The following is a 23,453-nucleotide window of genomic DNA, read 5'->3' as shown; positions in this document are numbered from 1 at the left end:
TGGGCCGGGGCGGAGGCGGGCCGCGGGCGCGCCGAGCCCGCGGTGGCGGAGGCGGGCGCGGGGCGTGGGGACGCCGAGCGCGCCGAGGCTGCGGGCGCGCCCCGTACCCGTGCCTTCCGCCTGCCCGGCTCCGGGCTCCTCGCCAGCGAACTGCGCACGACCTTTCGCCGGGGCCGCACGCTCGCCCTGCTCGGGGTGCTCGCCGCGATCCCCGTGCTCATCGGGATCGCCGTGCGCATCGAGACGGGCGGCGGGGGCGGCGCGGACGCGCACGGCGGTGGCGGACCGGCCTTCGCCTCGCAGATCACCAACAACGGTCTCTTCCTCGTCTTCACCGCGCTCGCCGCGACGCTCCCGGTCTTCCTGCCGATGGCGGTCGGGGTCGTCGCGGGCGACGCGGTCGCGGGCGAGGCGAGCGCGGGGACGCTGCGGTACCTGCTCGTCGCGCCCGCCGGACGGACGAGGCTCCTCCTGACGAAGTACGGGGCCGTCGCGGTGTTCTGCGCGGCGGCGACCGGTGTCGTGACGCTCGCCGCTCTGCTCACCGGGCTCGCGCTCTTCCCGGTCGGGGACCTCACGACGATCTCCGGCACACGCATCGGCTTCGGCGAGGGCGTGGGACGCGCGCTGCTCATCGCGCTCGTCGTCGCGGCCTCACTGCTCGGTGTCGCCGCGCTCGGCCTCTTCGTCTCGACGCTGACGAACAGCGGCATCGCGGCGATGGCGACGACGGTCGGGCTCGTCATCACCGTCCAGATCCTCGACGTGATCCCGCAACTCTCCGCGCTCCAGCCGTACTTCTTCTCGCACCACTGGCTCGCCTTCGCCGACCTCGTCCGCGATCCGCTCCTGTGGGACGACGTGCTGAAGAACCTGGGCCTCCAGGCGGTCTACGTGGCGCTCTTCGGCTCGCTGGCGTGGGCGCGGCTGGGCACGAAGGACATCACGACCTGAGGGAACCCCCTCGCGGACACCCGAAGTTCACCCGTAGCCCGGCCGTTCCTCACCGGGCGCTCCCCAGCCGGCGAAAGGGTTTCCCCTCCGGTGGCCGCACCCCGCCGCCACCCCTGGCCGCAGGAGACCGCCACGATGAGAAGCGCCGCGCCGGGCCGCGCCGGACCCACCGCCACGGCGATACCCGCGCCCGTACCCGTCGCGGGGGCCAAGCCCCGCGATCCCTGGTACGACAACACCCGCTTCGTCGCGGCGACCCTCATCGTCGTCCTGCACACGATCGGCAGCATCATGAGCCGGTACGGGGTGCTGCACGCCTTCAACGTGGCCGCGTGGGCCTTCCGCGTCCCCGCCTTCGTCATGCTCGCGGGCGTCTTCAGCAGCCCGGGGCCGCTCGACCCCCGCCGCCTGCGCAACCTCCTGCGCACCATCGCGCTGCCCGCGCTCACGTTCAGCCTGCTGTTCTCGCTGGAGTCGTACGCGCTCGGCGGGCCCTTCACGCTCCACCTCGCCCAGCTCCCGTGGACGCTGTGGTTCCTCATGTCGCTGTTCTGCTGGCGGCTGCTGCTGCCCCTGGTGGTCCAGTTGCGGTACCCGCTGCTCGTGACGACGGCGGTGGCGGCGGGACTGGGCTACGTGGAGGAGTTCGGCCTCCTGTTCTCGGCGAGCCGGACACTGGTCTACCTGCCGCTCTTCTACCTCGGCTGGCGCCTCGGCCAGGGCGCGGGCCGCGAGTGGCTGGAGAGCCGCTGGAGCCTGCCGGTCGCGGTCGCGGGTGTGCTCGGCGCGGGCCTCGCGGCGTGGCGCTGGCACCGCGACATCCCCGGTACGTGGCTGTCGATGCGGCACCCGTACACGGCGGACACCCCGCTGGGCATGGAGGGCGCGTGGCTCGTGCGGCTGGCGGTCCTGGCGGTGGCGGCGTTCCTGGTCCTGTGCCTGCTGCGGCTGGTCCCGAAGCGCCGCCTGCCCCTGATCTCGGCGCTGGGGGCGGGCGGGTTCACGGTCTACCTCCTGCACCCCCTGATCATCATGCCGCTGCGGGAGAAGGGCCTGATCGCCCGCGCGGACACGACGCTGGAGCTGATCGCCCTCCTCGTGGCGGGCGTCCTGCTGACCACCGTCCTGGCCTCGTCCCCGGTCCGCCGCCTGGTCCGGCCCCTGACCAGCCCTTCGGCGCGGTGGCTTTTGGCACCGCAAGGGGGCGGGCGGCGCGGCCTTCAGGAGTGAGGGCGAGGGGGCGCCCCTGAGGGGCCGTCGGGCGCGTCTCCCGGTGGCCGGTGGCCCACCGGCTCATCAGGTGGGGTCCACTGGGTCAACCAGTGGGACACCGGCTCACCCAGTGGGTCACCAGGTGGGGCGGATCGGTCCCTGGGGCGTGATCCGTGCCAGGTCGGCGACGAGTTCGCCGAAGCGCGCTTCGCCGAGCGCCTTCCGCCACGGTGCGACGGCGGCCCGAGCGGCCTCGTCGGCGGCCCGCGTGGCGGCCCGGCCGGCCTCGGTCAGGCCCAGGAGCCGCGCGCGGGCGTCGTGCGGATGCGGAAGCCGCACCACGTACCCCTTGTCGACGAGTTCCTTGACCAGTTGGGCCGCCGCCTGCTTGGTCACGCCCAGGTGCTCGCCCAGGGAGGCTGTCGTGGCGTCGCCCAGGGAGATGCGGGCGAAGGCGAAGCCGTGCGCGGGCCGCAGGTCCGCGAATCCCTGCGCGGACACGCGTGCGTGCATGTCCTGCACCAAGTGGCCCGAGAGCCCCAGCACGAGGGCGGAGAGGGCCAGAGCGTCATCCATGGGCTTGACTATAACTGGTCAAGCTGCTTGTCTTCATAGACAAGCAGCTTGTCTTTGAGGAGTTGGCATGCCCTTCGTTCGCAGTGACGAGGCCGTCGTCCACGAGGTCCACGGTGCCCGTTTCGTCTCCTACCTCCGGCCGGGCACGGGCGCCCGGGACCTCGCCGCCTGGCGGTGCGAGATCCCGGCGGGAACGGTGGCTCCGGCCCACACGATCAGCCAGGAGGAAACGTTCTACGTGCTGTCCGGCCGCCTCCGGCTCACCATCGGCGGCGAGAGCGCCGAACTCGGTGCCGGTGACGCGGCGGTGGCCCCGGCGGGCTCCGAGCTGGCCGTCGCCAATCCCGCCGACCGGCCCGCGCACATGTGGGTCACCACGCGGGCAGGGCTCAGCGCCGAGCTGGCCGACGGCAGCACCATCAACCCGCCCTGGAGCAAATGACCCCGCACCCGGGGCCGGTGGCGGGGACCCGGCTGAGCGCCGCCGGGACCGGAACGGCGCCATCCACCACGGCGCGGCCCACCGGCCTCCGAGGCCCGCTCACCACGGCGCGGTCCACCGGCCGCCGGAGACCGCTCACCAGCGCGCGGTCCACCGGCCTCCGGGGACCGCTCACCAGCTTCCGGAGGTGAAGGCCGCCAGCGCCGCGGGGGAGTCGAAGGCGCTCGTCGTGTTCGCGAAGGCGAGGACGAGGGCCGCCAGGGTGAGGAGCGCCGTCGTGGCCGGGGCGAGGCGCGGGGCGCGGCGGCGGCGCAGGAGCACGGTCGCGGTGGCCGCCGCGAGGGCGACGAGCACCGCCGCGACCGCGAGGACCGCGTGGTAGGTCGCGAAGTCGCCGATCATGGCGGCGAGTACGGGGGAGTGCGCGCCGCTCGGGTCGGCGGCGAGGCGCTCGCCGACCTGGGCGAGCGTGGCGTTGTCGGCGCCGAGCATCGGCATCAGGGAGGAGAAGGGGGCCGCCGCGCCCTGCACGTTCGCCATGAGCGCCACGAGCGCGAAGAGGCCGAGCGCCCCCGTACCCGTCGCGGACAGCACGAGCAGTGCCCTGCGGCCCTCCCGGGCCCTGAGCCGCCGCCACAGCACCACACCGAGTGCCACGGCCGCCGCGAGCAGCAGCGCCGAGACCCCCGCCTTGACCACGTGGAAGCGGAACCAGAAGTCCACCGTGCCGCGCAGCCCGGCCGGTTGCTCGGCGTCGCCCGCGTTCCAGTACGCGGCGAAACCGCTCCGGAAGGCGGGCGCCACGTTGCTCGTGTTCACCGTGTCGCGCGCGAGGGCGTTGGGGGCGGTGAAGAAGGCGAGGAGCAGCGTCGCGGTGAGCGCGGCGAGGACGCCGGGGCGGCGCAGCGCGGAGAGGGCGCGGGAGTGCATGAGGGGGCTTTCGGCAGTACGGACGGCGGGCCACCCCAGCCAAGCGGAGCGGCCCGCGCCGGGCGATGAGGCTGCCCGCCGGACCGGGGTGGGGAAAACCCCAGCAGAGGCCGCGCCCCTACTCGATCGGGTAGATGTCCCCGCTGCGCATGTCGCTCTCCTGCTCGCTCAGCGACTCCAGACGGCGGGCCTTCTGCGCCAGCCGCTCCCGCTCCTTCGGATCGCTCTCGTGCTCCGCGCTGTCGCTCAGCTCGCGCGCCTTTTCCCGCATCGCGTCGAGCCGCTCGCGGGTCTCGTCGGGCTCGCCCATGACAAGGCTCCTTCCCTGAGGCCGGGGGTCCTGTGGCGCCCGGGTACCCCCCTTCCAGGGGAGCACGCGGGGGCAGGGGCGGCATCCGGAGCGAGGGAGCGTGGCGGGATCGGGCCCGTCGCCGGTGACGGACGGGTACCGTGCGCCCCGCACCCGTGACACACAGCCCGTGCCCGCCCGGCTCCCGGACGGGTCCCGTCCCATCCCGCCCGGCCCGCGTACCGGGCCCGTTCCCATCCCGCCCGGCTCCCGTATCGGGCCCGTCCCTGTCCCGCCCGGCCCGCGTCCCGGGCCCGTCCCCGTCCCGCCCGGCTCCCGTGACGGGCCCCCGCCCCCTCCCGAGGTCATGTCCGCCATCCCCGTCTCCCCCCTCCGCCTCGCTCCCTTCCGCCGGTTCCTCCTCGCGCACCTCGTCTCCGCCACCGGGTCCGCGATGGCGCCGCTCGCGCTCGCCTACGCCGTCATCGGGCAGGGCGGCGGGGCCGGTTCGCTCGGCGTCGTGCTGGCGACGAACACCCTGCCGACCGTGGTGTTCGTCGTGGTCGGCGGGGTGCTCGCCGACCGGATGTCCCGTAGTCGGCTGCTCTTCGCGGGCAACGCGCTCGCCGCCGTCGCGCAGGGCGTGCTCGCCGCGCTCGTGGGGGTGGGGCACGCCGGTACGGCCACCGTCGCGGTGTGCGGCCTCGTCTCCGGTACGGCCGCCGCCTTCCGCGTCCCCGCCGCTCAGGGCGCCGTCCCGCAGCTCGTGCCGCTGGAGCAGGCGCAGCGCGCCAATGCCCTGCTCCGCCTGCCCGCCAACGCCGTGCGCTTCGTCGGCCCCGTCGCCGCGGGGCTGCTCGTCGCGGCCGGCGGGCCCGCGTGGGCGCTCGGCTGGGACGCGGTGAGCTTCGCCGTCGCCGCTGTCCTGCTGCGCGGGCTCCGCCTCCCGGCGCCGCTCGCGGTGGGCCGCCCGCTCGCCGCGCTGCGCTCGGGCTGGCGGGCCTTCCTCGCCCGTACGTGGCTGTGGACGTACACGCTCTCCGGGACAGTCGTCGTCGCGGCCTGGCTCGCCGGGTTCCAGCTCCTCGGGCCCCTCGTCGCCGCCGCGCGCTACGGCGGGGCGCGGGACTGGGGCCTCGTGGAGGCGGCGCTCGCGGGCGGGCTGCTCGGCGGGACGCTTGTGTGTCTGCGCTGGCGGCCCCGACGGCTGCTCGTCGTCGCGATTCTCGCGAGCGGGGGACTCGCCGTCCCGCTCGCCGTGCTCGCCGCCGGGCTCCCGCTCGGGTACGTCCTCGGGGCCGCCGTGCTCGCGGGCGTGCTGCTCGACGTCGCCGTCGTGACCTGGACGACGGCGTTCCAGAGCTACGTGCCCGAGGCCGAACTCGGCCGCATGTCCGCTTTCAACAGCGTCGGCGAACGGCGCGCCATCCCTTTCGGCTACCTCCTCGTGGCGCTCGCCGCGCACCTGTGGAGCGACGGTGCCGTCCTGTGCGTGTGCGCGGGCCTCATCCTGCTCGCGACGCTGCTCAACCTCTGCGTACGGGACGCCTACCGCATCACGCGACCCGCCCCCTCGCGTGCTTCCGCGTCCCGCGCCGCGACGACCGCGGAGGCCGGCTCGGGCGGGTAGAAGCGCTTGGCCCAGCGGCGGAAGGGGCCGATCGGGCCGTCTCCCTGCCCGAGCCTGGGCGGCTGCACGTACTTCTTCGAGTCCCAGATCGGGAAGTCCGCCGCCGTGAACTCGATGTTCGACTTGAAGAGCAGGCCCTCGAAGACGCGCGCCGCCGTGCGGCTCACCGCCTTCGCCACCGGGGCCGGAAGCCTGGCGGGTTCGGAGAAGGCGAGGCGGTTGCGCTGCCGGAACTGCATGCGGTGCGGGCCGATCGCGGTCGGCAGGATCATCGTGCACATGCGCATGCCCATGCGGGGCGTGTACATGTCGGCGTGCAGACAGCCGAGCCCGTATCCGTGGACGTCCACGTCGACGGTGAAGTCACCGATGAGCGGGGCGGACTCGGTCGCGCGCATCGTGAGGTGGAAGGTGTCCCCGTCGTACGTCAGGGGCTCCAGGATCTCGGCCTTCTTCCAGCCGTGGAGCGTCGCGAAGTGCCCGTAGTCGACCGAGTTCTCGATGACCTCCTGGGCGTGCCCGGAGAACTCCCAGGCCGCGTACCGGGCGGGGCGGTGGCCCAGTTCGTGCCAGGCGGGGATCGTCCAGTACGGCTCGCGGTCCTCGTGGTGGTGCCAGACGAAGACCGCGCCGTTCGCCTCCAGGACGTGGCGGCGGCTGAGCGGGGAGCGGGGCGGCGGGGTGTCGTAACCGGTGCGGACGCAGGTGCCGTCCGGGGCGAAGGCGAAGGCGTGGAAGGGGCACACGAGGTCGTCGCCCTCAAGCTTCGCGAGTCCGAGGTGCGCGCCGAGGTGCGGGCAGTACGGGCGGATCGCGCGCAGTTCGCCCGAGCGCAGGCGGTAGAGGACGACGTCCTCGCCCGCGAGGGGCCGCGTGAGGACCTTGCCCGCCGGAAGCTCCTCCGAGAAGGCGAGCGCCGCCCAGCCGCTCGGGTACGGCAGCGGTGGCGCTTCGGTCGATGCGGAGGCGGGCGTGGGGCCCTCGGTGAGGGGGCTTCCGTACGCGCGTGACAGTCCCACGGGGTCCCTTCGGGTGGTGTCGGAGCGCTATGACGTGGCTACGGACAGTGCTAACGGGACAATGCCCGGAAGCCTGCCTTTTGCTCCCGATGGGTGATCTTTCACCCGAAGGTGGTTCTGTCGTACGGACGTTGACGTGCGGCCCGCCCGGGAATGCCCCCCCGGTCCGCCCGCCCCGGTCGGGCCGCCTCGGTCCGGTCGCCCCAGCCCAGCCGCCTCGGCCGCCTCAGCGCAGCCGCTCCCCCCACCCGTGCCCCGGGTGCACCCGCTCCAGCCACCCCTGCAGCCGCTCTCGCCGCCCCGCGTCGAGCAGCGGAAGTACCCCCGCGAAGTCCGCCTCGTCCTTCGGCCGCGTGGCCTTCGCCTTGAAGAGCAGCACCACCTCAGGGATCAGGTACGGAACGCCGTCCGCCGTGCGCGCGACGATCTCCGTGTACGGGAGGCGGATCGACGGGTCCCTGCGGCAGATCCACGTCCCGCCCTCGTGCGGCTCGCGGAAGACGTCGAGCAGCCAGCGGTCCGTCGCCTGATCGCGCAACCAGGTCTGGTGCGACCCGGGAAGCGGGCCCGACCCGGGCCACACCCGCCCGTCGCCCACGCCGTCCCACACGTACTCCGGAAAGCGCGCCGCCAGCTCCCCGAACCCTGCCTCCGGAACCGCGAGTTCGAGGTCACCGTGGGGCCGCGAGGGCAGGCCGCCCCGGAAGAGGTCGAGCGCCCACCCGGCCGCGACGCACCACGGCGCCGAGAGGCCTCGCAGCCGCTCCGCCGCCCGTGCCGGGTGCCACGGTGCGGCCCAGCCCGTGTCGAGCCGCGCCTCGTCCACCTCCACGCCGCCCGGCGGCAGTTGCTCGCTCACGGGCGCCACACGTACCGCACGTCGGGCTCCTTCTCCTCGTTCCGCGCCCCGTCCGTCTCCTCGGCCACGACGAAGCCGTGCCGCTCGTAGAAGCGGCGTGCCGGGGTGTTGACCTGGAAGGTCCACAGGTCGAGCCCGGCGGGCCGCCGCTCCTTGGCGAGCGCCACGAACCGCTCCCCGAGCCCCTGCCCGCGCGCCTCGGGGGAGAGGTAGAGCTGTTCCAACTCGTCGTCGGAGAGAGCCAGTACGCCCACGAGCGCACCGCCGCCCGTCTCGGCGACCCACGTCTCCATCCCGGGCACCACGACGTACGTGAACCACTCGCGCACCTCGTCGTCCGAGTGCGCCCGCCGCACCCCCGGCAGCGCGGCGGCGAACGACCGCAGCCACACGTCCGCCGCCCCTCGGGCATCCGATTCCCCGGCCCTGCGCAGCACGATCACGTCTTCGTCCACGGCAGGAACCTTTCAGCGGCCTCGTCCGCGCGCAAGGTGTTTTCCCGGCCCGGGCAGGGCCGCCAAGGCGGCCCTCCTCGCGGCAGGCCCCCGGTGTTCTGCAAGGACACGGACGGTGCCGCGACGCACTGCTCCAGTACTCCACCCGCGACCATCTCCGCGCACGGAAGGTGGGTGGACGAGCGGAGCGGGGGCGCCCGGCTCCAAGAGCGTCGGCAAGGCGGGGAAGCGCCCGTCGCGGAGAACCGCTCGACCGGGATGCCGGCCGCTTGGGTCACAGCGTGGCTCACGCCGCGCACTCCAGGCGCTCGGTGGCGGACGCGTCGGTCGTACGGAATCGGCTTGCACGGGGCGAGGTGGCGCCCGTAGTCGCGAGGGCGGGTTCCGCTGTTCGGGGAGCGCGGCGCCATCCGGTGGAGTTTCCGGTCGATACTGGGGGGTGTATCGGGAGCGGGGTTCTTCGGTCGTGCCGGGGGCGGTGCTGTGGTCGCGGCGGCAGAGCGCCGACGCGCACGTCCGCGTTCTGCCGGACGCCTGCATGGACCTGATGTGGGCCGGTGGCCGCCTGCTCGTCGCGGGCCCGGACACGACCGCGCACGTGACGCCCGTACGGGCCGGTGAGGTGTACGAGGCGGTGCGGTTTCCTCCGGGCGCGGCACCGTCCGTACTGGGCGTTCCCGCCGGGGAGTTGCGTGACCTGCGGGTGCCGTTGGCGGACCTGTGGCCGCAGCGGAGGGCACGGGAACTCGCCGAGCGCGTCGGGGAGTCCGCCGACCGCGCAGCCTCGCTGGAGGCGGTGGCCGCCTCGGCCCTGTACGGACGGATCGCGCGCGACCGAGTGCCGGAGGCGGTGCTCGCCGGGGTCCGGTGCGGCCTCGCGGTCGCTGACCTCGCGCGCGAACTGGCCCTGAGTGAGCGCCACTTGCGCCGCCGCTGCCTGGACGCCTTCGGCTACGGCCCGAAGACCCTCGCCCGCATCCTGCGCCTCGGCCGCGCCCTCGACCGTGCCCGCACCGGCCTCCCCTTCGCCCAGGTCGCCCACCGCACGGGCTATGCCGACCAAGCCCACCTCGCTCGCGAGGTAAGGGCGTTGACCGGCCTCCCGCTCGGCCACCTGCTGGCCGAGGAGAACCGCTGAGCGCTTCCCTCCGGTCGGCGTCCCACGGCTCCGGGATGCCCGCCCACGGGCCGCGTCCCGCCGAGCGCGAAGGTACGTGCCCCGCCCTCCCGGAGACCGCGACGCGATGGCGTTCTCGAACGCATCGGACGTGCCGGGCCCTCCGGGGCAGCGGGGGCTCAGGCCGCCCCGAACTCCTCGCGCTGCACGCTCGTCACGAAGGCGGTGAAGGCGGAGGGGGTGAGGCGGAGGTGGGGGCCGGAGGGGTTCTTGGAGTCGCGGACGGGGATCGTGTGGGGCTGTTGGTGGCGACCTCCACACACTGACCGCCGTTGTCGCTGTACGAGGACGCACGCCACTCGGCAGCCGCCTCCACACAGGCGCCTCCGTTGTTGCTGTACGTGGACTTGCGCCACTCCGCCATCGCGGCCTCCTGCGTGCTGGGTTGTACCCGGTCCTCGGAGGTATGCCCCACCTCGTGCAGCGCGAAGCGGTGTCCGCCGGTTGTGGCGCTTCGGGGGGCTGACGGTCTCGTCTCAGAGGTCGAAGGTGCCGCGCTGCACGCTTGCCACGAAGGTGGTGAAGGCGGTGGGGGTGAGGTGGAGGTGGGGGCCTGTGGGGTTCTTGGAGTCGCGGAGGGGGATGGTGTGGGGGGTGTTGGTGGCGACCTCCACGCACGTGCCGCCGTTGTCGCTGTACGAGGACGTACGCCAGTTCGCCGCCGCCTCCACGCAGTCGCCTCCGTTGTCGCTGTACGTGGACTTGCGCCACTCCGCCATCCTGGCCTCCTACGTGCTCGGTTGTACCCGGTCCTCGGAGGTATGCCCCACCTCGTGCAGCGCGAAGCGGTGTCCGCCGGTTGTGGCGCTTCGGGGGGCTGACGGTCTCGGCTCAGAGGTCGAAGGTGCCGCGCTGCACGCTTGCCACGAAGGTGGTGAAGGCGGTGGGGGTGAGGCAGAGGTGTGGTCCTGCCGGGTTCTTCGAGTCGCGGACGGGGATGGTGTGGGGGGTGTTGGTGGCGACCTCCACACACTGGCCCCCGTTGTTGCTGTACGTGGACGTACGCCAGTCCGCCGCCGCTTCCACGCAGCTCCCACCGTTGTCGCTGTACGTGGACTTGCGCCACTCCGCCATCCCGGCCTCCAGCACGTCGAGTTGAGCCCTGCCGGGAGGTATGCCCCACCCCGCACAGCGCGAAGCCCCGTCCTGCGCGGGGCGACGGGGCTTCGGGACGCGGAAGGTTGGCTCAGACGTCGAAGTCGCCACGCTTCACACCGGAGACGAACCCGGCGAAGGCGGACGTGTGGAGGGCGAGGGAGGGGCCGCCGGGGTTCTTGGAATCACGGACCGGGACGATGCCGTGGGCGGGGACGAGGTTGGTGGCGACCTCGACGCAGCTTCCGCCGTTGTTGCTGTACGAGGACTTGAACCAGCGGGGAGCGTTACTCACGGGTGTTCCCTTTCAGCCTGTTCGATCAAGGCCACAGTCTCCGCTTGCGAAAGCGACACGGCCTGTGCCTGATGGTAGGCGGTCATCAAGGCGGCGACGGAGGTGATTTCGCGATCAAGGTGTCCCTGTGTCTGTGACTCCGCGTACGAGACGATGCCGCGATCCGGGAGCGTGAGCAGATTGGTGAGCAGGTCGAGCGGACGCCGTTCCCCGACAGAGAAGGGAACGATCTGAAGGACGGTATTGGGGAGGGCCGCGAAGCCCACCAAGTGACGTAGCTGAGCCTTCATAGCTTCCGAGCCGCCGATAGTGCGGCGGATGCAGCTCTCGTCCAGTACCGCGAAGATCATGGGCGGACGCTCGCCCTGCACGGCTTGTTGGCGTTCGGCCAGCGCACGGAGACGTTGCTCCGCCAGTTCCGCAGTGATCGCACCGCGCCGAACTGCGGCTTCTGCCAGTGCTCTGGCATATTCAGGAGTCTGGAGCAGCCCTGGGACTATGCCGGTTTCGAAAGCTCGGACCTCCACCGCCCGCCCTTCGAGCTTCAGGTACTCGGGGAACCCCTCCAGCAAGGCCCCGAACGTGATGTTCCGCCACTCGCGCTCGAACGACCGCTCGGTGTTCGTGAGTCCGAGTGCGGTGTCAAGCGCCACCGAGAAATTGAGTGTTGGTTTCTTCGCGGCGATTTCCACGCCGGACATGTGCGACTCGGCGTAGCCCACCCGTGTTGCCACGTCCTTCTGTCGCAGTCCCAGCTCCTGCCGTACCTTGCGCAAACGCGCTCCGTAGGCCGCGTAAGGCCCCGCGTCCGGGTTCAGCTTCTTGATGTTCAAGGGGCGTTCCCCTCCACCTTCCACCCGTTGGCACAACGTTGAGTAGTTCTCCACGCTAGGTCACCGTGTACCTCCCCGGTAGCCAAACCGCCACGGAGAGGAACCGTCATGACCCTGCGCCTCGTCCACGAACGCCCGCCCGAGTCCCCCGAATCCGACCTTCCCTGCCGCCTCTGCGACCGCCTCCGCGCGGAGGAGCGGGCGGCCACCGCCGCCGGTGACCACTCCCGCGCCGTCGACTGCCGCGTCCTCATCGCGCGGCACCCGCACGGGTTCACACGGCGGTGAGCCGCGCAGGTCAGCGGACCCGCCGGGGAAGGGGGAGGCCGCTCCGTGCCCGTACCGCCGCCGGGACATCGGCCGCCTGCGGCCCGTACCGCCGCTACCTTCCGCACAGTCGCCGCGCGGAGGCGCCCCGGAGCGCTCACCTCGGCGGTCCCGTCGCCCCGCCGCCGTACATCCGTGCCCCCGGTGAGCCGCCGGGCCCCGCGTCAACGCGCGGCGGGGTGGGTGGTTCCTCGGCGGTGCCGTGCCCCGGAAGCCCTTTCCGGCGTTTGACTCACATCCCCCACGGGTGCCCTTCAGCCAGAGACAGAGGTGCCGTCATGCCCCCACCACCGGTCCGCCGCCGTGCCGCGCACGCGTACCCGTACGAGCGTACGGAGGTCGAGCGGTCGTGGTGACGAGCGAGCGGGGCAGCGCGGAGCGGGACGCGAGACTGCGGCTCGGGCGGCGGATGAGCGCGACGGGGGTCCTCGCGCCGGACTGGCGGGACGCCTACGAGGAGGTGCCGCGCGCCGCCTTCCTGCCGCCCCTCATGTGGCCGTGGGACGCCGAACAGCGGTCGCACGTACCGGTGTCGCGCAGCAGGGACCCTGCCACGTGGTACGGGTACGCGGACAGCGATGCGCCGATCGTCACCCAGTGGGATGACGGCGAGCACACGGGGCTGACGCCGGGACGCCTCGCGACCTCGACCGCGCTCGGGCCGTCCGTCGTCTTCGGGCTGCTCGCCGACCTCCGCCTCGGTGAGGGCGTCGGGAGGGTCCTGGAGGTCGGTACGGGCACGGGGTGGACGACGGCGCTGCTCGCGCACCGGCTCAGCGTGCCCGCCGTGACGAGCTTCGAGATCGACGAGTCCGTGGCCGCGCTCGCGCGCCAGCGCTTGCGCCGCTTCGGGCTCAACCCGGAGGTGCGCGTCGGCGACGGGCTCTCGGGGCACACCACGCAGGCCCCGTACGACCGGATCGTGTCCTGTTGCGGGCTGCGCGAGGTCCCGTACGCGTGGATCGAGCAGAGCGCGCCCGGGGCGCTCATCGTGCTGCCGTGGGGGACGAACTTCTGCTCGGCGGACGTGCTCGTGGCGCTGCGCGTGAGCCGGGACGGGCGTTCGGCGAGCGGGCGCTTCCTGCGGCCCGTCGAGTGCACGCGGGCGCGCGGGCAGCGCTGGCGCGGGGGTGCGCGGGCCGAGTACCTGCGCGAGACCGGGGCCAAGGCGCACCGCTCCTCGGCGTGGATCGGCACCGACATCCTCGATTCGGACCTGCTCGGCAGCGCGCGGTTCGCGCTCGGCCTGCGCGTGCCGCGCTGCGCGACGGCGGTCGCGCCGACGGTGCAGCTCGACGGCAGCCGTCCCGTGTGGTTCCACGACACGGGCGGCACCGGCTCGTGGGCGTGCCTGGTGCTGCGGCCCGACGCGGAGTCGACCGTCCTCCAGTACGGGGAGCGGAAGCTGTGGCACGAGGTGGAGGCGGCCTACCGCTGGTGGCAGACGGCCGGGCGGCCGGGGTACGGGGAGTTCGGGCTGACGGTGGACGCGCAGGGGGCGCGGGCCTGGCTGGGGGACGAGGGGCGGGGCTGGGGGGTGGGCGGCGGGACGTAGAGGCGGGGGCGCCGCGAGTCGGCCGGGGAACGTAGGGGCGGCGGGGGCGCCGCGAGTCGGCCGGGGAACGTAGGGGCGGCGGGGGCGCCGCGAGTCGGCCGGGGGAAGCCCCCGGCCGCTCCCGTCCCCGCTATCCCAGCAGTCGGTCCGCCAGCTCGGTGAAGTCCGCCGCCGTGACGTCGAAGCGGTCGTCCGGGCCCGGAGCCTCGCGCTCGTCCCTGTGCACGTACGCCGTCCGCATCCCGAGGCTCTGCGCGCCGCGCAGGTCCCAGGCGTGCGCCGCGACCATCAGGACCCGCTCCGGCGGGCGGCCCGCCGCCGCGAGCGCGAGTTCGTACGCGGGCGGGTCCGGCTTGAACGTGCGCGCCTCCTCCGTGGAGAGCGCCAGGTGCCAGCGCAGCCCCGCCCGCACCGTGATGCCGAGCAGTTCCGCGCGGCTCGCGTTCGACAGGGCGATGAGCGGGAAGCGGCGGGCGAGCCGGTCGAGCCCCGCGACGCTGTCCGGGAACGGCGCGAGCGCGTGCGCCGTGCGCGCGAGCGCCGCCACCGCCGCGACGTCGTCGTCCAGCCCGGCCGCCGCCGCGACCACCCCCGCCGTCTCCATGTCGAGCGCGTCGGCCGGAAGGTAGGGCCGCTGCCCGGCCATCATCCGGCGCTGCTCGGTGTCCGTGTGCTCCTGCCACAGCGCGAACAGCCGCTCCGCCTCCGCCGCGTCCGTCGTCAGCTCGCCGATTCCGGTGCGGATTCCCGCCACGTCGTCCACGAGCGTGCCGAGGACGTCGAAGACGAGGGCGTCGATGTCCCGCGCCGCGTCGATCTCGTGATCAGCCATGGCGTCGAGTGTTCCCGGCTTCCGGCCCTTCATCCCGCGCCGCGCCGGTTCACGCCTCCCGCACCGGGCGCGCGGCGCGATCCCGTACGGGCGCCTCCGCCGCCGGGTCCCGTACGGGCTCCGTCCCGGCCGCCTCCCGTACCGTCTCCGCCCCCGCCGGGTTCCGTACCGCCTTCGCCTCGCGCACCGCCGTGCGCAGCCGCTCCGCCGTGCGGCGGTTGGCGCGGGCCGTGCGCAGCGCGTCCCACGTGAGCAGGACCAGCGCGATCCACACGAGCCCGAAGCCCGCCCAGCGTGCGGCCGGCATCTCCTCGTGGAAGTAGAAGATGCCCAGGCCGAACTGGAAGACCGGGGCCAGGTACTGGAGCAGGCCCAGCGTCGAGAGCGGCACGCGGATCGCCGCGGCGCCGAAGAAGACGAGCGGCACCGCCGTGATGATCCCGGTCGAGGCGAGGAGCGCCGCGTGGCCCGCGCCCTCGCCCGTGAACGTCGCCTCGCCCCGTGCGCCGAGCCAGATCAGGAAGCCCAGCGCGGGCAGGAACTGGAGGGCGGTCTCGGCGGCGAGCGACTCGATCCCGCCGAGGTTGACCTTCTTCTTCGCCAGCCCGTAGGCGCCGAACGAGAAGGCGAGCATCAGCGAGATCCACGGCGGCTTCCCGTAGCCGATCGCGAGGACGAGCACCGATGCCACGCCCGTCGCCACCGCGACCCACTGCGCCGGCCGCAGGCGTTCTCCGAGGAGCAGCACGCCGAGCGCGATGCTCACGAGCGGATTGATGAAGTACCCGAGCGACGCCTCCACGACGTGGCCCGCGTTGACCGCCCAGATGTAGAAGCCCCAGTTGACCGTGATCACGGCCGCCGCGACCGCGACGAGCCCGAGGCGGCGCGGGTCGCGCAGCAGCTCGCCCGCCCACGCCCAGCGGCGTATGCAGAGCAGCAGGATCGCGACGACGCCGAGCGACCACACCATGCGGTGCGCAAGGATCTCGCCCGCCCCGGCCGGCTTGAGCAGCGGCCAGAAGAGCGGGACCAGGCCCCAGATGCCGTAGGCGCCGAATCCGTAGGAGAGCCCGGCACGCGAGGTGCTCTCGGCGGCTGGAGTGGTGTCCTGTGGTGCGGCCATCGCTGTCCCCGTCCGGTCACGGGCCGGCGCCCTGCCGCCGCCCCCGTCGGGAAGGTAACGGGAGCGGCGCGGCTTGTCATTCCCGTATCGGCCTACGGTCATGACAGGACGGCCCGCACCCCTGGGGCGCGGGCCGTCCGGCGGGGGCGCGGGTCGGAACGGAGTCGTCCGTCAGGGGCGGGCCGGGGCCCTCCGGGTGTCGCTCAGCCCTCCAGCTTCTTGAGCCCCGCCGCGATCGAGTCCGCGATCGGGGTGGTCCCGCGGCCGATGAGGCGGGAGAGGTCGTGGGTGGTCCCCGCGAGCAGGCCGCGCTCGATGGCGCTCTCGACGTCCGTCAGGATCTCCGCCATCGGCTCGGGCAGGCCCGCGCCGAGCAGCACCTGCCGGTACTGCTCGGGAGCGACGTTCGTGAACACGACCGGCTTGCCGGACTGGCGCGCGATCTCGGCCGCGAACTCGCTCATCGTCCACGCGACGTCGCCGCTCAGCTCGTACGCCTGGTTCAGGTGCCCCTCACCCGTGAGCACCGCGACGGCCGCCGCGGCGTAGTCCTCGCGGGGAGCGGGGGCGATCCGGCCCTCGCCCGAGCTGCCGAGCACGGCGCCGTTCGCGAGGTACACGGGGAGCTGGGCGATGTACATGTCGTCGTACCAGCCGTTGCGCAGGAAGGTGTACGGGACGCCCGCGTCGAGGATCGCCCGCTCGGTGACCTTGTGCTCCTCGGCGAGCGCGAAATCGGCCTCCGGGCCGCCGAGGACGCCCGTGTACGCGAGCTGGGCGACGCCCGCCTCCTTCGCGGCCCCGACCACGGCCGTGTGCTGCGCGGCGCGCTTGCCGACCTCGCTGCCCGAGATGAAGAGCACGCGGTCGCCCGCGCGGAAGGCGTCCTTCAGCGTCTCCGGCCTGTCGTAGTCGGCGACCCGCAGCTCGATGCCCTTCGCCGCGAACTCCGCGCCCTTCTCCTCGCCCCGGACCACGGCCGCGATCTCGCTCGCGGGGACCTTCTCCAGGAGGCCCGCGATGACGAGACGGCCGAGCTGCCCGGTGGCGCCGGTGACGACGATGCTCATGAGATGTGCCTTTCGCGGTACGTGAGGTGATGCTGTGCGATATGAGCCGCTTGTGCTCCGCGCTCAGCCTACGGTGCACACTAACCAAACGAAAGTACCCACTTTGGAGTAAGGTACTGCCATGACAGTGAGTGCGGAGATGGCGGAGCTGCTCGGCGGGAGCGGGGCGATCGCGCAGGGGCCGCCGGACGTCAACCGGGCGATGTGCCCCTCGCGCGGCATCCTGGAGCACGTGACCTCGCGGTGGGCCGTGCTCGTGCTCGCCGCGTTGCTCGCGCGGACGTACCGGTTCAGCGAGCTGCGGCGCACGGTGGGGGGCGTGAGCGAGAAGATGCTCGCGCAGACGCTCCAGACGCTGGAGCGGGACGGCTTCGTCCTGCGGGAGGCGAAGGCGGTCGTGCCGCCGCACGTGGAGTACTCGCTCACCGCGAGTGGACGCGAGGCGGCTCAGCAGGTCTTCGACCTGGCGCGGTGGAGTGAGCGGCAGGTCTCCGGGGTGGAGGAGGCCAGGGCCGCGTACGACGAACGCCGGAGGGACGGGGAAAGTCCCTCCGGCGTGTGAGGAGCGGAGTACCCCGGGGCTCCGCTCGGGGGGTGGGCGTCAGCCCACCACGGTCCAGGTGTCCTTGCCCGCCAGGAGCGCGGACAGGTCGCCCTTGCCGTGCTCCGAGACGGCCGCGTCGAGCTGCTCCGCCATCAGCGTGTCGTAGACGGGGCGTTCGACGTCCCGGAAGATCCCGATCGGGGTCTGGTGCAGGGTCGTCGGGTCGGCCAGGCGCGACAGCGCGTACGCCGCCGTGGCCGTCTCGCGGTGGGCGTCGTGGACCAGGACGTCCGCCTCGTTCTCCGGCGTCACGTCGACCACCCGCAGGTCGCCGGACGCGTGGTCCCGTACGACGCCCTTCGTGCCGAAGCGGATCGGCTGCCCGTGCTCCAGCCGGATCACGGCCTCCGCCGCCGTGTCCTTGTCCTTCAGGACCTCGAAGGCGCCGTCGTTGAAGATGTTGCAGTTCTGGTAGATCTCCACGAGCGCCGTGCCCGGGTGCTCCGCCGCCGCCTTCAGGACGCTCGTCAGGTGCTGGCGGTCGGAGTCGACCGTGCGCGCCACGAACGTCGCCTCGGCGCCGAGGGCGAGCGAGACGGGGTTGAAGGGGTTGTCGAGCGAGCCCATCGGCGTGGACTTGGTGATCTTGCCGATCTCGGAGGTCGGCGAGTACTGGCCCTTGGTGAGCCCGTAGATCCGGTTGTTGAAGAGCAGGATCTTCAGGTTCACGTTGCGGCGCAGCGCGTGGATGAGGTGGTTGCCGCCGATCGAGAGGGCGTCGCCGTCCCCCGTGACGACCCACACGCTCAGGTCCTGCCGCGAGGAGGCGAGCCCGGTCGCGATGGCCGGGGCGCGGCCGTGGATCGAGTGCATCCCGTAGGTGTTCATGTAGTACGGGAAGCGGCTGGAGCAGCCGATGCCCGACACGAACACGATGTTCTCCTTCGCGAGCCCGAGCGAGGGCATGAAGCCCTGCACGGCCGCGAGCACCGCGTAGTCCCCGCAGCCGGGGCACCAGCGGACCTCCTGGTCCGACTTGAAGTCCTTCATGGACTGCTTCGCCTCGGCCTTGGGCACGAGCGAGAGCGAGAGCGGACCCGCGGGCGCCTGCGTGGTCTCAGTCATCGATGACCTCCTTGAGCGCCGTCGCGAGCTGTTCCGCCTTGAACGGCATTCCGTTGACCTGGTTGTAGGACCGCGCGTCCACGAGGTACTTGGCGCGCAGGAGGGTCGCGAGCTGGCCGAGGTTCATCTCGGGGACGACGACCTTCTCGTACGACCGCAGGACCTCGCCGAGGTTCGCGGGGAAGGGGTTGAGGTGGCGCAGGTGGGCCTGCGCGATGCTCTCGCCCGCGACGCGCAGCCGCCGTACCGCCGCCGTGATCGGCCCGTACGTCGAGCCCCAGCCGAGCACGAGTGTGCGCGCCTCGTTCCCCGGGTCGTCCACCTCGATGTCCGGGACGCGCACGCCGTCGATCTTCGCCTGGCGCGTGCGGACCATGAACTCGTGGTTCGCCGGGTCGTAGGAGATGTTGCCCGTGCCGTCCTGCTTCTCGATGCCGCCGATGCGGTGTTCGAGACCGGGCGTACCGGGCACGGCCCACGGGCGCGCGAGCGTCTCGGGGTCGCGCTTGTAGGGCCAGAAGACCTCGGTGCCGTCGGCGAGTTCGTGGTTGAACCCGGTCGCGAACGGGGTCGTCAGGTCGGGCAGTTCCTCGGCCTCGGGGATGCGCCAGGGCTCGGAGCCGTTGGCGAGGTAGCCGTCCGAGAGGAGGAAGACGGGCGTGCGGTACGTGAGCGCGATGCGCGCCGCGTCGATCGCCGCGTCGAAGCAGTCGGCGGGGGTACGGGGCGCGACGATCGGCACCGGGGCCTCGCCGTTGCGCCCGTACATCGCCTGGAGCAGGTCGGCCTGCTCAGTCTTCGTCGGCAGGCCCGTGGAGGGGCCCCCGCGCTGGATGTCGACGATGAGCAGCGGGAGTTCGAGCGACACGGCGAGGCCGATCGTCTCCGACTTCAGCGCCACACCCGGGCCCGACGTCGTCGTGACCGCGAGGCTGCCGCCGAAGGCCGCGCCGAGCGCGGCGCCGATGCCCGCGATCTCGTCCTCCGCCTGGAAGCTGCGCACGCCGAAGTTCTTGTGCTTGCTCAGCTCGTGCAGGATGTCGGAGGCGGGAGTGATCGGGTACGAGCCCAGGTACAGCGGCAGCTCGGCCTGCCGGGAGGCCGCGATGAGGCCGTAGGCGAGCGCCAGGTTCCCCGAGATGTTGCGGTACGTGCCGGTCGGGAACGCGGTCGTGGCCGGGGCGACCTCGTACGAGACCGCGAAGTCCTCGGTCGTCTCGCCGAAGTTCCAGCCCGCGCGGAAGGCCGTGAGGTTCGCCTCGGCGATCTCGGGGCGCTTCGCGAACTTGGCGCGCAGAAACTTCTCCGTGCCCTCGGTGGGCCGGTGGTACATCCAGCTCAGCAGGCCCAGCGCGAACATGTTCTTGCTGCGGCCCGCGTCCTTGCGGGACAGGTCGTAGTCCTTGAGCGCCTCGACCGTCAGTGTCGTGAGCGGCACCGGGTGGACGCTGTAGCCGTCGAGGGTGCCGTCGTCGAGCGGGGACGCGTCCCAGCCGACCTTCTGCATCGCGCGCTTGGTGAACTCGTCCGTGTTGACGATGATCTCGGCGCCGCGCGGCACGTCCGCCAGGTTCGCCTTCAGCGCCGCCGGGTTCATCGCGACCAGGACGTCGGGCGCGTCGCCGGGCGTGAGGATGTCGTGGTCGGCGAAGTGGAGCTGGAAGGACGAGACGCCCGGCAGGGTGCCCGCGGGGGCGCGGATCTCGGCCGGGAAGTTCGGCAGCGTCGAGAGGTCGTTGCCGAAGGAGGCGGTCTCGGAGGTGAAGCGGTCACCCGTGAGCTGCATGCCGTCCCCCGAGTCACCCGCGAAGCGGATGATCACGCGGTCCAGCTTGCGGACCTCCTTCGCGCCGGACTGCGCGGGCGCCGCCAGGCGCTCGGTGTCGGGCTCGGGCCCTTCGAGTACGTCCGTCACGGGGGCGGGGGCCTGCGACGCGTCCGTGCTGGTGGCGGCTGCGGGGGCCTGCGGCGCGTCCGTGGGACGCGGCTCGCCGACGACCGCGCCGTCGGACGGCCCGGCTGGGCTGCTGACCTGGCTGGTCACTGGAAGTGGACCTCCCGTCGAGGCGGTGGCGGCTCCCGCCAGGGCCGGCGGGGGCGTTTCGTGGCCGTTGCTGCTGTGCCTGTGTGCGTACCGGCGGACCGGCACTGTCCCTGCGGCACAGCCTACGTCGGTAAGGGTCCCCTTCCCGGGACGGGTCATATCCTGGGCGGCCCGGCGACCCCGCAGGGGCAACCGTGGAATGCCTGGTCCGGGCCCTTTCCGCAATCGGCAGGGACAAATCTGCCTGTTTCGTGCTGTTTTTCTTCGACTCTCCGCCCCGGGAGCGACCCGAGGCGGAAATGTCTGGTTCTTTTGGCCTAGGCAACCGCCCGGAGACCACCCTCAGGGCCGCCCCCGGGCCGTCTCGGGACCGCCCTCAGGCCGTCTCGGGACCGCCCAGCGATCGCCCCCGTTCCTACGAGCGCAGGTACGTGAGCACCGCGAGCACCCTGCGGTGGTCGCCCTCGCTCGGCGAGAGCCCCAGCTTCATGAAGATGTTGCTCACGTGCTTCTCGACCGCCCCGTCGCTCACCACGAGCGCCTTCGCGACCGCCGAGTTCGTCCGGCCCTCCGCCATCAGCGCCAGCACCTCCCGCTCGCGCGGCGTCAGGTTCGCGAGCACGTCCTGCTTGCGGGAGCGGCCGAGGAGCTGGGCGACCACCTCCGGGTCGAGCGCGGTGCCGCCGCCCGCGACCCGGTCCACGGCGTCCACGAACTCCCGCACGTCCGCGACCCGGTCCTTCAGCAGGTAGCCGACGCCCCGGCTCGACCCGGCGAGCAGCTCGGTCGCGTACTGCTCCTCGACGTACTGCGAGAGCACGAGCACCCCGAGCGCCGGGTACGCCTTGCGGAGCGCGACGGCGGCGCGCACGCCCTCGTCGGTGTGCGTCGGGGGCATCCGCACGTCCGCGACGACGACGTCCGGGAGCGCGGACTGCTCCGCGAGGTCCCGCACCGTCTTCACGAGCGCCTCGCCGTCCCCGACCCCCGCCACGACCTCGTGCCTGGCGTCGGTCAGGAGCCGGGTCAGGCCCTCGCGCAGGAGGACGGAGTCCTCCGCGATGACGACCCGCACCTTCGCCGCTCCCGCCGCTGCCTCTGCCATGTCTGCCACTTCTGCCACGTTCCCCCGCAGTCGGAATCCCTACGGGGGACAGCATTTCAGGAAGCGGCGCTCCTCGGGGACCCGGCGCCCGCCCCGGCCGCCTTCCTGCCGCTCCTGGCCGTCCACGGCAGCTCGGCGGTGATCGTCGTCGGCCCCCCGGGCGGCGAGTCGACGAGGAGGACGCCGTCGACCGCGTCGAGCCGGTCCGAGAGCCCGGCGAGCCCCGTACCGCCGTGCAGCGAGGCACCCCCCGTACCGTCGTCGCGCACCTGCACGAGCAGCCGGCCCTCCGCGCGCCACACCTCGACGGCGGCCACGCGGGCCCCGCTGTGCTTGCTGATGTTCTGGAGCAGTTCCGAGACGGTGAAGTACGCGATGCCCTCGATCGCCTCGGCGGGCCGCTCCTCGAGGTCCACCTCGACGGAGACCGGGACCGTGCAGCGGGCCGCGACCGCCGAGAGCGCCGCGTCGAGGCCCCGGTCGGTCAGGACGGCGGGGTGGATGCCGCGCGCGAGATCGCGCAGCTCCTGCAGCGCCGTCTTCACCTCGCCGTGCGCCTCAGCGACGAGCCGCGCCCCCGTCTCCGGGTCTTCGAGAAGCTTCTCCTTCGCGAGCCCGAGATCCATCGCGAGCGCCACGAGCCGCGCCTGCGCCCCGTCGTGCAGGTCGCGTTCGATGCGGCGCAGGTCGGCCGCCGCCGTGTCGACCACGACGCCCCGGTCCGACTCCAGCTCGTCGACGCGGCTCGCCAGGCGCGAGGGCCCGAGCAGCCCCCGTACGAGCATCCCGTCCACGGTCGTCAGGCCCCGCACGAGCCACGGCGCGAGCAGCGTGAGCACGAGCCCGGCCGCGCACGTCAGCGCGATCTCCCAGGGGGCGTCGAGGTACTCGGCGCGGGACGCGTCCCCGTAGACCTGGATGCCGTCACGGCCCACGTGGCTCGGGACGAACCACATCCACACCGGGTACGTGAGCAGCGAGAGGCCGCCCGCCCACACCGTGAGCGCGAGCGTCGTGGCGAAGGACGTCCACGGGAAGTGCAGGAAGGCGAAGAGCAGGTTGCGCCAGGACTCGCCGCTCTTGAGCAGCGCGCCCATCCACCCGAGCGGCGAGTGCCGCTTGTGCCGCACGGGCCGCGCCCCGGGCACCCGGGTCCGCAGCAGCCCCCGCGCGAGGCCCCGCTCCATGTGCGCGAGGCCGCGCACCGAGGCGAGCAGCACCGCGAGCACCGGCACGCCGACGAACGTCACGAGCAGCCCGGCCCCGAGCCAGAACATCATCATGGCCCAGCTGAAGACGACCACCGACAGCGGCAGGCTCACCACCAGGTACAGCAGCTCCCGCCGGAACCGCGCGCTCACCGGCGCGGTCAGGGCCCGCGCGAGCGGCGTGCGGCCGTCGGGGACCGGCTCGCGCGGTCCGGGCTGCGCCACGAGGGGCCAGCCGTCGCGGTCGTAGCGGTCGTGGCTGTCGCTGCCGTGGCTGTCGTGCGGGTCCGCGCCGCGCCCGGGGATCGCGCCGCCGGGCGCGTACGTGCCGGAACCACCCGGGTGCGTGCCGGAGCCCTGCGGCTCGCGGCCTCCGCCCGGTCCGTCCTTGTCGAACCACGTCCCTGCCGTCATCCGGACGCCTCCTCTCGCTTCCCTTCCAGGATGGCGAGTGCGGGCGCCCGGGGACATGTGGGGGATCGGTCTCTCGGGAGGGGGGTTATCCCCACCCCGCCCCCGGTTCCCCGACCAGCAGGTCACGGCCGCCGAGCACGAGGTCAGGAACCGGCAGCAGCACGGTCGGCGCCGCCCCCAGCGGCCCCGGCACGCCGTCCGCCGGGACGAGGGGCGGCCTGAGCTGGCCCCGGGCGACCCGGCGAGCGCGCACGCGAAGCCCTGGGACAACGGGCGACCCGGGCCCCCCCGGGCGTCCCGGCGAGCGCGCAAGCGAACCCGGTACCGGCCCCGCCGC

At 73.1% G+C, this 23,453-nt stretch carries 25 protein-coding genes and 1 pseudogene; 8 read left to right on the top strand and 18 right to left on the bottom strand.

Annotated elements, in window-relative coordinates; genetic code table 11:
* Positions 1-42 precede the first annotated feature (42 nt).
* Positions 43-954, top strand: a complete 912-nt coding sequence (locus STTU_RS12595) for an ABC transporter permease (protein WP_007823291.1) — start codon at positions 43-45, stop codon at positions 952-954.
* A 135-nt stretch (positions 955-1,089) separates the two neighbouring features.
* On the top strand, positions 1,090-2,184 hold the full coding sequence (locus STTU_RS12590; RefSeq protein ID WP_043255008.1) for an acyltransferase family protein: 1,095 nt from the start codon (positions 1,090-1,092) through the stop codon (positions 2,182-2,184).
* A gap of 117 nt (positions 2,185-2,301) precedes the next feature.
* Here the strand turns inward: STTU_RS12590 and STTU_RS12585 are convergent, their stop codons facing one another.
* On the bottom strand, positions 2,302-2,742 hold the full coding sequence (locus STTU_RS12585) for a MarR family winged helix-turn-helix transcriptional regulator (RefSeq protein WP_007823288.1): 441 nt from the start codon (positions 2,740-2,742) through the stop codon (positions 2,302-2,304).
* Between the two features lie 67 nt (positions 2,743-2,809).
* On the opposite strand from STTU_RS12585, the gene STTU_RS12580 reads away from it, so the two are divergent.
* Complete coding sequence (locus STTU_RS12580; protein ID WP_007823287.1) at positions 2,810-3,184, top strand: cupin domain-containing protein; 375 nt, start codon at positions 2,810-2,812, stop codon at positions 3,182-3,184.
* Between the two features lie 171 nt (positions 3,185-3,355).
* Here STTU_RS12580 and STTU_RS12575 read toward each other — a convergent pair whose 3' ends face one another.
* Together STTU_RS12575 and STTU_RS12570 are read right to left on the bottom strand one after the other, a co-directional pair.
* Positions 3,356-4,114 (bottom strand): hypothetical protein, encoded by a 759-nt coding sequence (locus STTU_RS12575; protein ID WP_007823285.1) that lies wholly within the window; start codon positions 4,112-4,114, stop codon positions 3,356-3,358.
* Between the two features lie 118 nt (positions 4,115-4,232).
* Entirely contained in the window at positions 4,233-4,424 is a 192-nt protein-coding gene (locus STTU_RS12570; protein ID WP_007823283.1) for a DUF6381 family protein, read from the bottom strand.
* A gap of 346 nt (positions 4,425-4,770) precedes the next feature.
* On the opposite strand from STTU_RS12570, the gene STTU_RS12565 reads away from it, so the two are divergent.
* The gene (locus STTU_RS12565; RefSeq protein WP_007823281.1) at positions 4,771-6,033 is read left to right on the top strand and encodes an MFS transporter; all 1,263 of its coding nucleotides are present in this window, start codon (positions 4,771-4,773) and stop codon (positions 6,031-6,033) included.
* Here the strand turns inward: STTU_RS12565 and STTU_RS12560 are convergent.
* From STTU_RS12560 to STTU_RS12550, 3 genes are all read right to left on the bottom strand, one after another.
* The gene (locus tag STTU_RS12560; protein ID WP_043255007.1) at positions 5,952-7,052 is read right to left on the bottom strand and encodes a Rieske 2Fe-2S domain-containing protein; all 1,101 of its coding nucleotides are present in this window, start codon (positions 7,050-7,052) and stop codon (positions 5,952-5,954) included. The genes STTU_RS12565 and STTU_RS12560 overlap by 82 nt on opposite strands.
* 226 nt (positions 7,053-7,278) lie before the next feature.
* Complete coding sequence (locus tag STTU_RS12555) at positions 7,279-7,920, bottom strand: hypothetical protein (protein WP_043255006.1); 642 nt, start codon at positions 7,918-7,920, stop codon at positions 7,279-7,281.
* The gene (locus STTU_RS12550) at positions 7,908-8,366 is read right to left on the bottom strand and encodes a GNAT family N-acetyltransferase (RefSeq protein WP_007823263.1); all 459 of its coding nucleotides are present in this window, start codon (positions 8,364-8,366) and stop codon (positions 7,908-7,910) included. The genes STTU_RS12555 and STTU_RS12550 overlap by 13 nt, the downstream gene beginning before the upstream one ends.
* A 466-nt stretch (positions 8,367-8,832) precedes the next feature.
* Between STTU_RS12550 and STTU_RS12545 the strand changes: the two genes are divergently transcribed.
* The gene (locus STTU_RS12545) at positions 8,833-9,504 is read left to right on the top strand and encodes a helix-turn-helix transcriptional regulator (protein ID WP_007823261.1); all 672 of its coding nucleotides are present in this window, start codon (positions 8,833-8,835) and stop codon (positions 9,502-9,504) included.
* 158 nt (positions 9,505-9,662) lie between these two features.
* Here STTU_RS12545 and STTU_RS12540 read toward each other — a convergent pair.
* The 5 genes and pseudogenes from STTU_RS12540 to STTU_RS12520 all read right to left on the bottom strand — a co-directional run bounded on the left by STTU_RS12540 (position 9,663) and on the right by STTU_RS12520 (position 11,766).
* Positions 9,663-9,907 (bottom strand): annotated as a pseudogene (locus STTU_RS12540) (DUF397 domain-containing protein).
* 112 nt (positions 9,908-10,019) lie between these two features.
* Positions 10,020-10,262, bottom strand: a complete 243-nt coding sequence (locus tag STTU_RS12535) for a DUF397 domain-containing protein (protein WP_007823257.1) — start codon at positions 10,260-10,262, stop codon at positions 10,020-10,022.
* A gap of 112 nt (positions 10,263-10,374) precedes the next feature.
* Positions 10,375-10,617, bottom strand: a complete 243-nt coding sequence (locus STTU_RS12530; protein ID WP_043255005.1) for a DUF397 domain-containing protein — start codon at positions 10,615-10,617, stop codon at positions 10,375-10,377.
* Between the two features lie 112 nt (positions 10,618-10,729).
* On the bottom strand, positions 10,730-10,933 hold the full coding sequence (locus tag STTU_RS12525; RefSeq protein WP_043255004.1) for a DUF397 domain-containing protein: 204 nt from the start codon (positions 10,931-10,933) through the stop codon (positions 10,730-10,732).
* Positions 10,930-11,766 carry a helix-turn-helix domain-containing protein gene (locus STTU_RS12520; protein WP_043255002.1) on the bottom strand — a complete coding sequence of 279 codons (837 nt, stop codon included), beginning with the start codon at positions 11,764-11,766 and terminating at the stop codon, positions 10,930-10,932. The genes STTU_RS12525 and STTU_RS12520 overlap by 4 nt, the downstream gene beginning before the upstream one ends.
* A gap of 108 nt (positions 11,767-11,874) precedes the next feature.
* Here STTU_RS12520 and STTU_RS12515 point away from each other — a divergent pair, with 108 nt between their 5' ends.
* Both STTU_RS12515 and STTU_RS12510 read left to right on the top strand, forming a co-directional pair.
* Positions 11,875-12,054 carry a hypothetical protein gene (locus tag STTU_RS12515; protein ID WP_007823252.1) on the top strand — a complete coding sequence of 60 codons (180 nt, stop codon included), beginning with the start codon at positions 11,875-11,877 and terminating at the stop codon, positions 12,052-12,054.
* Positions 12,055-12,442: 388 nt separating this feature from the next.
* Positions 12,443-13,648 carry a methyltransferase domain-containing protein gene (locus tag STTU_RS12510; protein WP_106432129.1) on the top strand — a complete coding sequence of 402 codons (1,206 nt, stop codon included), beginning with the start codon at positions 12,443-12,445 and terminating at the stop codon, positions 13,646-13,648.
* A 130-nt stretch (positions 13,649-13,778) separates the two neighbouring features.
* On the opposite strand, the gene STTU_RS12505 is transcribed toward STTU_RS12510, so the two are convergent.
* From STTU_RS12505 to STTU_RS12495, 3 genes are all read right to left on the bottom strand, one after another.
* A complete protein-coding gene (locus STTU_RS12505; protein WP_007823247.1) occupies positions 13,779-14,513 on the bottom strand; it encodes a haloacid dehalogenase type II in 735 nt (244 codons plus the stop codon).
* A gap of 16 nt (positions 14,514-14,529) precedes the next feature.
* Positions 14,530-15,606 (bottom strand): EamA family transporter RarD, encoded by a 1,077-nt coding sequence (rarD, locus tag STTU_RS12500; RefSeq protein ID WP_007823245.1) that lies wholly within the window; start codon positions 15,604-15,606, stop codon positions 14,530-14,532.
* A 203-nt stretch (positions 15,607-15,809) separates the two neighbouring features.
* Entirely contained in the window at positions 15,810-16,676 is an 867-nt protein-coding gene (locus tag STTU_RS12495; protein WP_007823241.1) for an SDR family oxidoreductase, read from the bottom strand.
* Positions 16,677-16,815: 139 nt separating this feature from the next.
* On the opposite strand from STTU_RS12495, the gene STTU_RS12490 reads away from it, so the two are divergent.
* The gene (locus STTU_RS12490) at positions 16,816-17,238 is read left to right on the top strand and encodes a winged helix-turn-helix transcriptional regulator (RefSeq protein ID WP_420713571.1); all 423 of its coding nucleotides are present in this window, start codon (positions 16,816-16,818) and stop codon (positions 17,236-17,238) included.
* A gap of 39 nt (positions 17,239-17,277) precedes the next feature.
* On the opposite strand, the gene STTU_RS12485 is transcribed toward STTU_RS12490, so the two are convergent.
* From STTU_RS12485 to STTU_RS12470, 4 genes are all read right to left on the bottom strand, one after another.
* Positions 17,278-18,345 (bottom strand): 2-oxoacid:ferredoxin oxidoreductase subunit beta, encoded by a 1,068-nt coding sequence (locus tag STTU_RS12485; protein WP_043255000.1) that lies wholly within the window; start codon positions 18,343-18,345, stop codon positions 17,278-17,280.
* Positions 18,338-20,389, bottom strand: a complete 2,052-nt coding sequence (locus STTU_RS12480) for a 2-oxoacid:acceptor oxidoreductase subunit alpha (RefSeq protein ID WP_007823235.1) — start codon at positions 20,387-20,389, stop codon at positions 18,338-18,340. Before STTU_RS12480 ends, STTU_RS12485 begins: the two co-directional genes overlap by 8 nt.
* Before the next feature lie 415 nt (positions 20,390-20,804).
* Positions 20,805-21,464 carry a response regulator transcription factor gene (locus STTU_RS12475; protein WP_009068063.1) on the bottom strand — a complete coding sequence of 220 codons (660 nt, stop codon included), beginning with the start codon at positions 21,462-21,464 and terminating at the stop codon, positions 20,805-20,807.
* Between the two features lie 86 nt (positions 21,465-21,550).
* Positions 21,551-23,116 carry a sensor histidine kinase gene (locus tag STTU_RS12470; RefSeq protein ID WP_007823229.1) on the bottom strand — a complete coding sequence of 522 codons (1,566 nt, stop codon included), beginning with the start codon at positions 23,114-23,116 and terminating at the stop codon, positions 21,551-21,553.
* Positions 23,117-23,453 lie beyond the last annotated feature (337 nt).

Source organism: Streptomyces sp. Tu6071 (assembly GCF_000213055.1).
In the GTDB taxonomy this organism is placed as follows: Bacteria; Actinomycetota; Actinomycetes; order Streptomycetales; family Streptomycetaceae; genus Streptomyces; species Streptomyces evansiae.
Note: the sequence above shows the minus strand (reverse complement) of the source record. Positions and strands in the feature narration are given on the sequence as shown.